Raw genomic sequence first — 13,688 nt, forward strand, 5'->3', positions numbered from 1 at the left:
GCACCCGCTCAGTGGTGGAAGGCCGTGGCGACGGCCTCGGGCCGCCCCATCGGCGCGGACTGCTTGCGCAGTTCGGGCAGGAGCGTCCGCAGATCGTCCAGGAAGAGATCGGCCAGGTCCGCCGAGAAGCCGTTGCGGCACACCACCCGCAGTACCGACAGGTCCTGGCGGTTCGCCGGGAACGAGTACGCGGGCACCAGCCAGCCGTGCTCGCGCAGCCGCCGCGACACGTCGTACACGTCGAAGCTGGTGATCTCCTCCGCCGTCGTGAAGGCGAAGACCGGCAGCTCGTCGCCGCGTGTGAGCATGCGGAAGTCGCCCAGCTCCGCGATCCGTGCCGAGAGCGTGCAGGCCACGTCGCGGGAGGTCTGCTGGACGGCGCGGTAGCCGTCCCGGCCGAGCCGCAGGAAGGTGTAGTACTGGGCGGCCACCTGGGCGCCGGGCCGGGAGAAGTTGAGCGCGAAGGTCGGCATCTCGCCGCCCAGGTAGTTGACCCGGAAGACCAGCTCCTCGGGCAGGCACTCCGGCGTGCGCCACAGCGCCCACCCCACCCCCGGGTAGACCAGGCCGTACTTGTGCCCCGAGGCGTTGATCGAGGAGACGCGGGGCAGCCGGAAGTCCCACATCAGGTCGGTGTCGAGGAACGGCGCCACCATCGCGCCCGAGGCGCCGTCCACATGGACCGGCACGTCCAGCCCGGTGCGCTCCTGGAGGTCGTCCAGAGCCGCGCACATCTCGGCGACCGGCTCGTACGACCCGTCGAAGGTCGAGCCGAGCACGGTGACGACGCCGATGGTGTTCTCGTCGCACAGCTCGGCGGCGGCCCCGGGGTCGAGGTGGAACCGGTCGCCCTCCATGGGCACTTGCCGCGGCTCCACCTCCCAGTAGGCGCAGAACTTCTCCCAGCACACCTGGACGTTGATCCCCATGACCAGATTGGGCCGGGCGGTGGCCGGATAGCGGACGGGGTTCCGCTTGGCCCAGCGCCGCTTGAAGGCCATCCCGGCGAGCATGCACGCCTCGCTCGACCCGGTAGTGGAGCAGCCCATCACGGTCTCCGGGTCGGGCGCGTGCCACAGGTCGGCGAGGATGGTCACGCAGCGGTGCTCCAGCTCCGCGGTGCGCGGGTACTCATCCTTGTCGATCATGTTCTTGTCCCGGCAGTCGGACATCAGCCGCCCCGCCTGCGGCTCCATCCAGGTGGTGACGAAGGTGGCGAGATTCTGACGGGCGTTGCCGTCGAGCATCAGCTCGTCGTGCACCAGCTGGTAGGCGGCGGAGGGCGCCATGGGCCCGTCCGGGAGGCAGCGGCGCGGCGGGTTCGTCGTCATGCCGCTGACCGGATCGGCCACGCCGTAGAAGGGGTTGACCGAGATGTCGGGCCGCTTTGCCGCGCCGCGCCTTCCGCCGTGAAGTGCCATGCCCGTTAAATTACGGACGTATGGCGCAAATGGTTGGATCCCGCGCCGCCCGGATCCCGCGCCGTCAGCCGCGCCGTCAGCCCGCGCTGCTGAGCGACAGCTTCGCCGCGAAGCCCAGGAACGCCGCCCCCGCGCCCGCCGACAGCCCGGCCGTCAGCCGCTTGCGCCGCCGGAAGAGGGCCGCGAGATACGTGCCGCCGAAGATCAGCAGGGACAGATAGGTGATGCTGAACAGTTCCGCCCAGAGGCCCAGCGCCACGAAGGACAGCGCCGGATGGGCGTACTCCGGATCCACGAACTGCACGAAGAAGGAGATGAAGAACAGGATCGCCTTCGGGTTCAGCAGGCTCACGACCAGCGCCCGGCGGTACGGCCGCTCGACCGCCCCGGACGCCGAGCCTCCCTCGGCGGGGGCCTCGGCGGCCGCCCCCGCGGTCCGCACGCTGCCCGGCCCCTGGCGCCACAGCTTCCGCGCCCCGCGCAGCAGGCCCACCGCGAGCCAGGTCAGATAGCCCGCACCGGCGAACTTCACCACCGCGAAGAGCGCCGGGCTCGCCTGCAGCAGCGATGCCACGCCGCCCGCGGACAGCGCCATCAGCACCGCGTCCCCGCACAGCACCCCGCCCGCCGCCCGGTAGGCGGTCCGGGTTCCGCGGCGCGCGGCGACGGACACCACATAGAGCGAGTTCGGGCCCGGCAGCAGGATGATCAGGGCAAGGCCCGCCAGATACGTCGAAAGATCGGTTATCCCCAGCACAATCGGCAGGATGCCAGGGAACGCGGCCGGGGCCCGAACGATTTCGGCATCCGGACTTGCACCTCACGCGACGTGAGACGCCAGCGTGGAGCCCGTACGGAACACCAGGGAGAGCGGACCAGGTCATGAGCTACTCGGTGGGACAGGTCGCGGGCTTCGCCGGGGTCACGGTGCGCACGCTGCACCACTACGACGAGATCGGGCTGCTGCGCCCGAGCGCCCGCAGCACGGCGGGGCACCGGCGGTACGACGACGCCGACCTCGACCGGCTGCAGAGCGTCCTGTTCTACCGGGAACTCGGCTTTCCGCTCGACGAGGTGGCGGTCCTCCTCGACGACCCGGACGCGGACCCGCAGGCCCACCTGCGGCGCCAGCACTCGCTGCTGACCGACCGGATCGAGCAGCTGGAGAAGATGGCCGCCGCCGTCGAACAGGCCATGGAGGCACGGAAGATGGGCATCAATCTGACCCCCGAGGAGAAGTTCGAGGTCTTCGGCGACTTCGACCCGGACGCGTACGCGGACGAGGTCGAGGAGCGCTGGGGGGACACCGAGGCGTACCGGGAGTCCCAGCGCAGGGCGGCCACGTACACCAAGGAGGACTGGCAGCGGATCCAGGGCGAGGCCGACGCGCTCAACGAGCGCTTCGTCGCGCTGCTGGAGTCGGGCACTCCGCCGGAGTCCGAGGCGGCGATGGACCTCGCCGAGGAGCACCGCCAGGGGATCTGCCGGAACCACTACGACTGCGACCACCGGCTGCACGCCTGCATCGCCGAGATGTATGTGACGGACCACCGCTTCACCGAGAACATCGACAAGGCCAAGCCGGGGCTCGCCGCCTACCTCCGGGGCGCGATCCTGGCCAACGCGGAGCGCCACGGATAGCGGGTGGCTCGTATGGGGGGCGGGCGGACAGCGGGAACCACGGGCACGCACACGGCGTTGATAGCTTTGGGCGGCACACTGCCAAGCGATGAACCCCGCAGTCAGTCCGTACCCCGACCCTGCGGCCGGGCCTCGCACGAGCACGAGCCTGCACCCCTCGACCCAGGAGCCTGTGACCCGTGACCACCCTCGCGCTCGGCCCTCAGTGGCTGGACCCGGACTATCTGATCGAAACCTTCGGGCTGCTCGGCGTGCTGGCCATCGTCTTCGCGGAGTCCGGCCTGCTCATCGGCTTCTTCCTGCCGGGCGACTCGCTGCTGTTCACCACCGGTCTGCTGGTCACCACGGATGTGATCAAGCAGGATCTGTGGCTGGTCTGCGTGGGCGTCGCCCTCGCGGCGATCGTCGGTGACCAGGTCGGATATCTCTTCGGCCGGAAGGTCGGGCCCGCGCTGTTCAAGCGCCCGGACTCCAAGCTCTTCAAGCAGGAGAACGTGGAGAAGGCGCATGAGTTCTTCGAGAAGCACGGCCCGAAGTCGCTGATCCTGGCCCGCTTCGTGCCCATCGTGCGGACGTTCACGCCGATCATCGCGGGCGTCAGCCGGATGAACTACCGCTCCTTCATCATCTTCAACATCGTCGGCGGTGTGCTGTGGGGCACGGGCGTCACCCTGCTGGGCGCGGCGCTCGGCAAGGTCGACTTCGTCCACAAGCACATCGAGCTGATCCTGGTCGGCATCGTCCTGCTGTCCGTCGTCCCGATCGTGATCGAGTTCCTGCGGGCCCGGAGCCAGTCCAAGAAGGCGGCCGCCGAGGCACCGGCCGGACAGGCGGCCGACCAGCAGGGCCCGCGCGGCCGCCACGCCAAGCGCTGACCGGGCGGCGCGCCGAGCGCCGACCCGCCGCCACGCCGAGCGCTCCGACGCTTCCGGGGTTCCATTCGGCGCAGATCTTCACCGTCACTTCACAGGGGTCACTCCACTACACACCCGTCGCGCACGCTGCCCCCACTCCCACTCGGCGGCCACCTCCCCGCACAATGGGCTCCGGTGGCCGCCGATGATGCATCGCGGCTGCCGGCAGTGTGTACGGGGAGGCGGTCGAGGAGCGAGGCAGCGTGGGGACGGAGCGACAGTACGGGCAGCGGTGCGCGGGCGCGCAGGACGCGGACACGGCGGAGAGCCGCAAGCCGCAGTCCGATGAGGCGCACAGCGCCTTCACACCGCCGCAGGGCGTGCCGAAGCCGCCCTCGCCCGATGGCGAGCACCCGACTTCGGAGTTCGCCATCCCCCAGGGGCTGGCCACCGAGCTGAGCGGCCCCGAGCCCGAGAGCTCGGCCTTCGTGCCGCCCGCCGGGGTCACCACCTCGGCCAACCAGACCACCGGCGGCTTCCCGGCCTTCACGCCGCCGAACGGCATACCCATGGTCCGGCTGACCAAGGATTCGCCCTGGCAGGACCGGATGCGCACGATGCTGCGGATGCCGATCAGCGAGCGCCCGACACCCGCCGAGCGCCCCGATCCGCAGGACGAGACGGGCCCCGCCGTCCCCCGTGTGCTCGATCTCACTCTCCGCATCGCCGAGCTGCTCCTCGCGGGCGGTGAGGGGGCCGAGGACGTCGAGGCGGCGATGCTCGGCGTGGCGCACGCGTACGGGCTCGACCGCTGCGAGCCCACGGTGACCTTCACCCTGCTGTCGGTCAGCTACCAGCCCTCGCTGGTCGACGACCCGGTCACCGCCAGCCGGACGGTGCGCCGCCGGGGCACTGACTACACCCGGCTGGCCGCCGTCTTCCGGCTCGTCGACGACATCACCGTGCAGGAGGACTTCACGCTGGAGGAGGCGTACCGGCGGCTCGCCGAGATCCGCCGTAACCGCCACCCGTACCCCGGCTGGGCGCTCACCGTGGCCGCGGGCGGGCTGGCCGGGGCGGCGAGCATGCTGGTCGGCGGTGCGTGGCCGGTGTTCTTCGCGGCGGCGATCGGCGCGATGCTCGGCGACCGGCTGGCGTGGCTGGCGTCCGGGCGCGGACTGCCGGAGTTCTACCAGTTCGTGGTCGCGGCGATGCCGCCCGCCGCGATGGGCATCGGGCTCAGCCTCATGGGCGCGGGACTCCAGTCGTCCGCGGTGATCACCGGTGGGCTGTTCGCGCTGATTCCGGGACGGGCCCTGGTGGCGAGCGTCCAGGACGGGCTGACCGGGTATTACATCACCGCCGCCGCCCGGCTGCTGGAGGTCGGCTACCTGATCGTCGGCATCGTCTGCGGCGTGCTCACCATGCTGTACGGCGGGCTCCAGCTGAACGCCAAGCTGAACCCGGAGGCGGCGCTGGTGGGCCAGCCGCAGCCGGTCACCCAGATACTGGCGTCGATGCTGCTGGCGCTGACGTTCTGCATCCTGCTCCAGCAGGAACGTCACACCGTGCTGTTCGCCACGCTCAACGGCGGGGTCGCCTGGGTGGTCTACGGCGCGCTCTCCGACACCGCCCATGTGCCGCCCGTCGCCGCCACGACCGTGGCCGCCGGGCTGGTCGGCCTCTTCGGGCAGCTGCTCTCCCGCTACCGCTACGCGTCCGCGCTGCCGTACGTCACGGCGGCCATCGGACCGCTGCTGCCCGGTAGCGCGACGTACTTCGGACTGCTCGCGCTCGCCCAGGGAAATCTGGACCGCGGCATCCCGCATCTCACCCAGGCGGCGGCACTGGCCCTGGCGATCGCCATCGGGGTGAACCTGGGTGGCGAGGCGGCCCGCCTCTTCCTCAAGATCCCGGGCGGCGGAGACGACCCCTCGGGCCGTCGCGCGGCCAAGCGCACCCGCGGCTTCTGATCCGCATTCAGCCGCGCTGACCTGCGTAAATGCCGAACGGGCCGACCATGTGGTCGGCCCGTTCGGGTGTCGGGGCTCAGTGGCCGCCCGACGCCTCCAGGCGCTTGATGGACGCCTCGACCTCGGCCTCGGCCTCGGCGCGGCCCACCCAGTCGGCCCCCTCGACCGACTTGCCGGGCTCCAGGTCCTTGTAGACCTCGAAGAAGTGCTGGATCTCCAGGCGGTCGAACTCGGACACGTGGTGAATGTCACGCAGATGCTCGACCCGCGGGTCCGACGCGGGCACGCACAGCAGCTTGTCGTCGCCGCCCGCCTCGTCGGTCATCCTGAACATGCCGATCGCACGGCACTTGATCAGGCAGCCGGGGAACGTCGGCTCGTCGAGAATGACCAGGGCGTCCAGCGGGTCGCCGTCCTCGCCGAGGGTGTTCTCGACAAAGCCGTAGTCCGCCGGGTAGCTGGTCGAAGTGAAGAGTCGACGGTCGAGACGGATGCGCCCCGTCTCGTGGTCCACCTCGTACTTGTTCCGCGAACCCTTCGGGATCTCGATGGTGACGTCGAACTCCACGGGTGGCTCCTCCATGATCAACACATACGTCTGGTGATTAAGTGTCCCCCACGCAGGTGTGTGGTGGCGAAAGGGGCTGGTCCGTCGTGCCTGAAGCCAGATCACGGCAGTTCAGGGAGTTGATCGCGCGCGGGCGGACCCTCGTGCGGGACCAGTGGGGCCGCGTCGCCGCCGTCAGGGTCCGGCTCCGCGACCGCTGGTGGAACCGCCCGGTCCGGGAACGGCCGTGGCACGGCCGGATCGGCGACCTGTGGCGCCGTGCCGGGCTCCACGACCGCTGGCGGCGCACCTCGCCCCAACGGCGCGGCACCTGGCGGCTGGTGGCCATCTCCGGCACGGTCGGCCTCGCCGTCGCGGCCGGATCGGTCCTCGCCACCGGGCCCTGGGACACCGGCCAGCGTGCGGCCGAACGCGCCCGCGCCGCCCGGGGGCCGGGCGCGGGTGGCGAGCGTCACCCCGGGAACACCGCCCCCAGCGCCGCGCCCGTGCTGGCAGCCCTCGGCGCGCCCGGCGCCGTGCCGTCGCCGGACAGCGGCGAGGACGCGGTCCCGCCGCCCACCGGCGGCGGGCTCGCCGACGCCCTGGAACCGCTGCTGGACGACCCGGCGCTGGGCGACGACCGCTCGGCGTCCGTCGTGGATGTGACGACGGGCCAGCAGGTGTTCGGGACCGGCGCGAAGGACGCCGTGGTGCCCGCGTCGACTATCAAGCTGGCGACCGGCGCCGCCGCGCTCTCCGCCCTCGGCCCCGACCACCGGATCAAGACCACCGTCGTCCAGAGCGGCGACAGTGGCGGCGGCGGCATCGTGCTGGTCGGCGGCGGCGATCCGACGCTCACCGCCCGCAAGGCCAAGGGCGACGACCGCCCCGCCTCGCTGCGCGCCCTGGCCGACGACACCGCCCGCGCCCTGAAGAAGCGCGGCACGAAGTCGGTCCGGCTCGGGTACGACACCTCGCTGTACTCCGGGCCCGGGCAGCACCCCATCGGCCCCAACGAGAACATCTCGCCCGTCACCCCGCTGATGGCCGACGAGGGCCGCCTGGACGACAGCGACCACGGCCCGGCCGCCCGCTCCGAGGACCCCGCCGCCGACGCGGCGGGAACGTTCGCCTCGATGCTGCGCGACCGCGGCGTCGAGGTGACCGGGGACCCGCGGCCCCGGGAGGCCGGAAAGCGCCCCCGGCTGGTGGCCACCGTCCGCTCCCAGCCAATGTCCGCGCTCGTCGAGCGGATGCTGACCAACAGCGACAACGACATCGCCGAGGCCCTGGCCCGGCAGACCGCCGTCGCCTCCGGCGAGCCCGCCAGCTTCGACGGCGCGGCGAAGGCCGTGACCGCCCGGCTGCAGAAGCTCCGGCTGCCGGTCTCCGGCGCCCGGATCGCGGACGGCAGCGGACTGGACCGCGACGACCATGTCTCCGCCGCGCTGCTCGCCCAGGTGCTGGTGCGGGCCGCGGACATCGGCCACCCCGAGCTGCGGCCGCTGCTCACCGGGCTGCCGGTGGCCGGATTCAGCGGCACCCTGCGCACCCGCTACGACGCGGACACCGTCGGCCGCGGCGTGGTGCGCGCCAAGACCGGCACCCTGACCGGGGTCAACACCCTCGCGGGCAGCGTGGTCGACGCCGACGGCCGCCTGCTGGTCTTCGCGTTCATGACCAACGGCACCACGGACCCCCTGGGCGCCCAGCGCGCCCTGGACACGATGGCCTCGGCGCTCGCCAACTGCGGATGCCGGTGAGCCGGGAGTGACGCGTCGCCCGGTCGGGCCGGGGGCGGCCGGGTGTGCGGGGGGCTCGTCTTCTCCCGGATGGGGCGCGGGCCACGTACCGTGAAGCCATGACGAGCATCGGTGGTGTGGAGATGGTCGACTGGAACCTGGCCGTCGCGACCGCGACCCGGCTGGTGCGCCCGGGCCCCGAGGTGAGCCGGGACGAGGCGCGCGCCGTCGTCGCGGAGTTGCGCAGGCACGCGAAATCGTCGGAGGAGCACGTACGCGGCTTCACCCGGATGGCCGTCCCCGGCGGCCCGGCTTCCGACACCCCCGTCCTCGTCGTGGACCGCGCGGGCTGGATCCGGGCCAACGTCGCGGGCTTCCGCCAGATCCTGTCGCCGCTGCTGGGCAAGATGCAGGACCGGCGCGGCGGGATGCCCGGCGGGGCGGTGCTGGGCGCGGTCGGCGGCAAGGTGACCGGCGTCGAGCTGGGAATGCTGCTGTCCTTCCTGGCCTCCCGGGTGCTCGGCCAGTACGAGACGTTCGCGCCCGCCACCCGCGACCTGCCCGCCGGGGCCCCGGGCGGCGGACGGCTGCTGCTGGTCGCCCCCAACATCGTCCATGTGGAGCGCGAGCTGGACGTGGCCCCGCACGACTTCCGGCTGTGGGTCTCGCTGCACGAGGAGACGCACCGTACGCAGTTCACCGCGGTGCCGTGGCTGCGCGACCACATCGAGTCCGAGATCCAGGCGTTCCTGGGCGAGACCGACGTGGATCCGGCCACTTTGCTGGAGCGGATCCGGGAGGCCGTCCAGTCGCTGGGCGGCGGGCGGCCGGACGGTGAGGAGGCCGCGGAGCGCGGCGCCTCGCCGAGCATCATCGAGCTGGTCCAGACCCCGGCCCAGCGCGAGATCCTGGCCCGGCTGACCGCCGTGATGTCGCTGCTGGAGGGGCACGCGGACTATGTGATGGACGGGGTCGGGCCGGACGTCGTGCCTTCCGTGGCCGAGATCCGCGAGAAGTTCCAGAAGCGGCGGGCCAGCGGCGCGGGCCGCCTCGACCAGGCGCTGCGCAAGCTGCTGGGGCTCGACGCCAAGCTGCGGCAGTACCGTGACGGTGAGCGGTTCGTACGGGCCGTGGTGGACCAGGTCGGCATGGACGGCTTCAACCGGGTGTGGACATCCCCGAACACGCTTCCGACCAAGTCGGAGATCAGCAAACCCGCCGAGTGGGTCGCGCGGGTGCATCGTAAGGCGGAGTCGTAAGACCGGCTCACTCTGGAACGGATGAATGCTCCCGTTAATCACTCGTCCGAGGGACCGTTAGCGACGGGTAGGCGTGCGATGCTCGGGGAACAGCTCGCTTCTGTCACCATCGACATACACAGCGTGACGAATCCCCCCGCGTAACGACATCTCGTACGCTCCCCCGAGGCACCCCCTCGCATGACAGATGGGAAACGGACATGGGTCCCCATCCAGCGGTCGCCGCGATACGCCTGGCGGTCCGCCGCGTCCTCCACGACGTCCTCGTCGATTCCCCGGCCACCTCCGCCTCCGCGCAGCCTTCCCCCGCTTTCCCGGGCTCTCCCGCCCAGGCGCCCGCGCCCCGCGGCTCCGCCCCCCGCGAGGACCGCCCCCTCGTGCTCGCCGCCTGCTCCGGCGGCGCCGACTCCATGGCCCTCGCCTCCGCGCTCGCCTTCGAAGCCCCCCGGCTCGGCCTGCGCGCCGGTGGCGTCACCGTCGACCACGGCCTGCAGCCGGGCTCCGAGGTGCGCGCCGCCGAGGTCGCCGAGCGGATGCGGGAGCTGGGGCTGATGCCCGTCGAGTCCGTCGCCGTGTCCGTCGGCCGGGACGGCGGCCCCGAAGCCGCCGCCCGGGACGCCCGCTACGCCGCCCTCGACTCCGCCGCCGAGCGCCACGACGCGACCGCCGTGCTGCTCGGCCACACCCGCGACGACCAGGCCGAGACGGTTCTGCTGGGGCTCGCCCGTGGCTCGGGCACCCGCTCGCTGTCCGGCATGGCCCGCGTCTCCGGCACCGGCGGCCGCTACCGCCGCCCCTTCCTCCAGCTCGACCGGCACACCGTCCGCGAGGCCTGCCTGGCCCAGTCGCTGCCCGTCTGGGACGACCCGCACAACGTGGACCCGGCCTACACCCGCTCCCGGGTCCGCCACGAGGCGCTGCCCGTGCTGGAGAAGGCCCTCGGCAAGGGCGTCGTCGAGGCCCTCGCCCGCACCGCCCAGCTCTCCCGCGACGACGCCGACGCCCTCGATGCCTGGGCCGCCCGCGCCGAGGCCGACGTCCTGCGCACCGCCCCGGCCCCCGCCCCCGGGGCCGGGTCCGCCGGGCCGGACGCCGTCGAGCTGGACACCGTCGGACTGCACGGGCTGCCCCCCGCCGTCCGCCGCCGGGTGCTGCGCCGCGCGGCCATCGCCGCGGGCTCGCCCGCCGGTTCGCTCTTCGCCCGCCACATCGAGGAAGTCGACCGGCTGATCACCGGCTGGCGGGGCCAGCGTGCCATCAACCTCCCCGGCCGCGTCGAGGTCCGCCGGGAGGGTGGCAGACTGGTGATCCGGCAGGGCTGATCCGCCCGAGCCAGATGAGCCGGTTACGTCGAACGAGAGTGGCGCGGGTGGACGACAAGGACATGGGCACCGACCTCAAGTCGGTCCTCATCACCGAGGATGAGATCAACGCGAAGCTGGCCGAGCTGGCCGCCCGCATCGACGCCGAATACGAAGGCAAGGACCTGCTCATCGTCGGCGTGCTCAAGGGCGCGGTGATGGTGATGGCGGACCTGGCCCGGGCGCTGTCCACGCCCGTCACCATGGACTGGATGGCCGTGTCGTCGTACGGCGCGGGCACCCAGTCCTCGGGCGTGGTGCGGATCCTCAAGGACCTGGACACCGACATCAAGGGCAAGCACGTCCTGATCGTCGAGGACATCATCGACTCCGGCCTGACGCTGTCCTGGCTGCTGTCGAACCTGGGCTCGCGCGAGCCCGCCTCGCTGAACGTGTGCACCCTGCTGCGCAAGCCGGAGGCGGCCAAGGTCGCCATCGACGTGAAGTGGGTCGGCTTCGACATCCCGAACGAGTTCGTCGTCGGATACGGCCTCGACTACTCGGAGAAGTACCGGAACCTGCCGTTCGTCGGGACTCTTGCCCCGCACGTCTACGGCGGCTGAGTGCGGCACCCGAGGGGTATCGCCTCCCCTGGGAACCTGGCGCGGTTTTCCGCCGTTGGAGCAGGGGAAGGCGGATGTGTTAACGCTCCACGGCGGCGTCGGGTGACAATGCTGGGGTACCGTCCGAAGGTCAGTCTTTTTCGAGACTGAGGATTACACAGCTCATACACCACTAAATACACCGCAATACACCGCACGCACAGGCGCCCCTCCAGGGCTGCCGTGCCTCACTGTGGCAGGAGGGACGGGGCGGTTTCGCCCCGTATGGATGGACGTGAAGCGCTACTTCCGTGGGCCGGTCATGTGGATCGTGCTGGCCGTCCTCGCCGTGGTCGTGTTGATGCAGGTCGTCGGCTCGTCCGGCGGCTACAAGTCGGTGGACACCAGCCAGGTCGTCAAGGCGATCAATAGGAACCAGGTCCAGTCCGCCGAGCTGACGACCGGCGACGAGCACAAGATCAAGGTCGAACTCAAGGACAACGTCGCCAAGGTCTCGGGCAGCAACAAGCTCCAGGCGACCTACATCGGTGACCAGGGCGTCGACCTCGCCAGGACCCTTCAGGCGAATGCCCAGAAGGACAGCGGGATCCCCGACGGGTACAACGTCTCGACTTCGAAGCAGAACCCGTTCGTCGGGATTCTGCTCTCGCTGCTCCCGTTCGTGCTGATCGTCGTGGTCTTCCTGTTCCTGATGAACCAGATGCAGGGCGGCGGCTCCCGAGTGATGAACTTCGGGAAGTCGAAGGCCAAGCTGATCACCAAGGACACGCCGAAGACGACCTTCTCCGATGTGGCGGGGTCGGACGAGGCGGTCGAGGAACTCCAGGAGATCAAGGAGTTCCTGCAGGAGCCGGCGAAATTCCAGGCCGTCGGTGCCAAGATCCCCAAGGGTGTGCTGCTCTACGGCCCGCCCGGTACGGGTAAGACCCTGCTCGCGCGCGCTGTCGCGGGCGAGGCGGGCGTCCCGTTCTACTCGATCTCCGGCTCCGACTTCGTCGAGATGTTCGTCGGTGTGGGTGCCTCCCGGGTCCGTGACCTGTTCGAGCAGGCCAAGACCAACGCCCCGGCCATCGTCTTCGTCGACGAGATCGACGCAGTCGGCCGGCACCGCGGCGCGGGCATGGGCGGCGGTCACGACGAGCGCGAGCAGACGCTGAACCAGCTGCTCGTGGAGATGGACGGCTTCGACGTGAAGGGCGGCGTCATTCTGATCGCCGCCACGAACCGGCCGGACATCCTGGACCCGGCGCTGCTGCGCCCCGGCCGTTTCGACCGGCAGATCGCCGTCGACCGCCCGGACATGCAGGGCCGTCTGGAGATCCTCAAGGTTCACCAGAAGGGCAAGCCGGTCGCGCCGGACGTCGACCTGTCGGCCGTCGCCCGCCGTACCCCCGGCTTCACCGGTGCCGATCTGTCGAACGTGCTGAACGAGGCCGCCCTGCTGACGGCCCGCGGCGACAAGAAGCTGATCGACAACCACTTCCTGGACGAGGCGATCGACCGAGTCGTGGCCGGACCGCAGAAGCGGACCCGGATCATGAGCGACAAGGAGAAGAAGATCACCGCGTACCACGAGGGCGGTCACGCCCTGGTCGCGGCGGCGTCTCCGAACAGCGATCCCGTGCACAAGGTCACGATCCTCTCCAGAGGCCGGGCCCTGGGTTACACCATGGTCCTGCCGGACGAGGACAAGTACTCGACCACGCGCAACGAGATGCTGGACCAGCTCGCCTACATGATGGGCGGCCGGGCGGCCGAGGAACTGGTCTTCCACGACCCGACCACGGGCGCCTCGAACGACATCGAGAAGGCGACCGCGACGGCCCGCGCGATGGTCACGCAGTACGGCATGACCGAGCGGCTCGGCGCGATCAAGTTCGGCTCCGACAACTCCGAGCCGTTCCTGGGCCGGGAGATGGCCCATCAGCGCGACTACTCGGAAGAGGTCGCCGCACTGGTGGACGAGGAGGTCAAGAAGCTCATCGAGTCCGCGCACAACGAAGCGTGGGAGATCCTCGTCGAGAACCGCGACGTCCTCGACAACCTGGTGCTGGCGCTCCTGGAGAAGGAGACGCTGAACAAGGAGGAGATCGCCGAGATCTTCGCCGCGATCCACAAGCGGCCGGCCCGCCCGGCGTGGACCGGTTCCTCCCGGCGTACGCCCTCCACCCGCCCGCCGGTGCTCTCCCCCCGGGAGCTGGCTCCGGCGAACGGTGCCCAGCCCACCTCGGCGGCCTCGCTCACCAAGGCCACCGCGCCCGAGGACGGCGCCGAGCAGCCCGAGGATTCGGGCTCCGGCTCCGAGAGCTGATCCCGGCCTCCCCGGG

At 71.1% G+C, this 13,688-nt stretch carries 11 protein-coding genes; 8 read left to right on the forward strand and 3 right to left on the reverse strand.

From position 1 onward, the window contains the following. Positions 1-8: 8 nt before the first annotated feature. Positions 9-1,421 carry a glutamate decarboxylase gene (locus ACZ59A_RS21635; protein ID WP_470960735.1) on the reverse strand — a complete coding sequence of 471 codons (1,413 nt, stop codon included), beginning with the start codon at positions 1,419-1,421 and terminating at the stop codon, positions 9-11. Between the two features lie 76 nt (positions 1,422-1,497). Then, a complete protein-coding gene (leuE, locus tag ACZ59A_RS21640; protein WP_470960737.1) occupies positions 1,498-2,178 on the reverse strand; it encodes a leucine efflux protein LeuE in 681 nt (226 codons plus the stop codon). Positions 2,179-2,303: 125 nt separating this feature from the next. Here leuE and ACZ59A_RS21645 point away from each other — a divergent pair, with 125 nt between their 5' ends. The 3 genes from ACZ59A_RS21645 to ACZ59A_RS21655 all read left to right on the forward strand — a co-directional run bounded on the left by ACZ59A_RS21645 (position 2,304) and on the right by ACZ59A_RS21655 (position 5,889). Then, positions 2,304-3,062 carry a MerR family transcriptional regulator gene (locus ACZ59A_RS21645; RefSeq protein WP_470960739.1) on the forward strand — a complete coding sequence of 253 codons (759 nt, stop codon included), beginning with the start codon at positions 2,304-2,306 and terminating at the stop codon, positions 3,060-3,062. A gap of 179 nt (positions 3,063-3,241) precedes the next feature. After that, entirely contained in the window at positions 3,242-3,937 is a 696-nt protein-coding gene (locus tag ACZ59A_RS21650; RefSeq protein ID WP_470960741.1) for a DedA family protein, read from the forward strand. A gap of 242 nt (positions 3,938-4,179) precedes the next feature. Beyond that, positions 4,180-5,889 carry a threonine/serine exporter family protein gene (locus tag ACZ59A_RS21655; RefSeq protein ID WP_468049849.1) on the forward strand — a complete coding sequence of 570 codons (1,710 nt, stop codon included), beginning with the start codon at positions 4,180-4,182 and terminating at the stop codon, positions 5,887-5,889. Between the two features lie 76 nt (positions 5,890-5,965). On the opposite strand, the gene ACZ59A_RS21660 is transcribed toward ACZ59A_RS21655, so the two are convergent. Next, a complete protein-coding gene (locus ACZ59A_RS21660) occupies positions 5,966-6,457 on the reverse strand; it encodes an inorganic diphosphatase (protein WP_254739803.1) in 492 nt (163 codons plus the stop codon). 86 nt (positions 6,458-6,543) lie between these two features. Between ACZ59A_RS21660 and dacB the strand changes: the two genes are divergently transcribed. From dacB to ftsH, 5 genes are all read left to right on the forward strand, one after another. Then, positions 6,544-8,199 carry a D-alanyl-D-alanine carboxypeptidase/D-alanyl-D-alanine endopeptidase gene (gene dacB / locus ACZ59A_RS21665; protein ID WP_470960744.1) on the forward strand — a complete coding sequence of 552 codons (1,656 nt, stop codon included), beginning with the start codon at positions 6,544-6,546 and terminating at the stop codon, positions 8,197-8,199. A 98-nt stretch (positions 8,200-8,297) separates the two neighbouring features. Then, a complete protein-coding gene (locus tag ACZ59A_RS21670; RefSeq protein WP_470960746.1) occupies positions 8,298-9,437 on the forward strand; it encodes a zinc-dependent metalloprotease in 1,140 nt (379 codons plus the stop codon). A gap of 200 nt (positions 9,438-9,637) precedes the next feature. Continuing rightward, positions 9,638-10,759 (forward strand): tRNA lysidine(34) synthetase TilS, encoded by a 1,122-nt coding sequence (gene tilS, locus ACZ59A_RS21675; RefSeq protein WP_470960748.1) that lies wholly within the window; start codon positions 9,638-9,640, stop codon positions 10,757-10,759. A gap of 62 nt (positions 10,760-10,821) precedes the next feature. Continuing rightward, a complete protein-coding gene (gene hpt / locus ACZ59A_RS21680) occupies positions 10,822-11,361 on the forward strand; it encodes a hypoxanthine phosphoribosyltransferase (protein WP_468049990.1) in 540 nt (179 codons plus the stop codon). Positions 11,362-11,629: 268 nt separating this feature from the next. Next, positions 11,630-13,672: an ATP-dependent zinc metalloprotease FtsH gene (ftsH, locus tag ACZ59A_RS21685; protein WP_468049842.1), complete on the forward strand. Its 2,043-nt coding sequence runs from the start codon at positions 11,630-11,632 to the stop codon at positions 13,670-13,672. Positions 13,673-13,688: the final 16 nt, after the last annotated feature.

This window comes from Streptomyces sp. NPDC040405, assembly GCF_055595765.1.

Excerpts from the sequence above, each read along its gene's own strand:
- ACZ59A_RS21635 (WP_470960735.1), bottom strand. The coding sequence starts at position 1,421 with ATGGCACTTCACGGCGGAAGGCGCGGCGCGGCAAAGCGGCCCGACATC.
- ACZ59A_RS21645 (WP_470960739.1), top strand. The coding sequence starts at position 2,304 with ATGAGCTACTCGGTGGGACAGGTCGCGGGCTTCGCCGGGGTCACGGTG.
- ACZ59A_RS21670 (WP_470960746.1), top strand. The coding sequence starts at position 8,298 with ATGACGAGCATCGGTGGTGTGGAGATGGTCGACTGGAACCTGGCCGTC.
- tilS (WP_470960748.1), top strand. The coding sequence starts at position 9,638 with ATGGGTCCCCATCCAGCGGTCGCCGCGATACGCCTGGCGGTCCGCCGC.
- hpt (WP_468049990.1), top strand. The coding sequence starts at position 10,822 with ATGGGCACCGACCTCAAGTCGGTCCTCATCACCGAGGATGAGATCAAC.
- ftsH (WP_468049842.1), top strand. The coding sequence starts at position 11,630 with ATGGACGTGAAGCGCTACTTCCGTGGGCCGGTCATGTGGATCGTGCTG.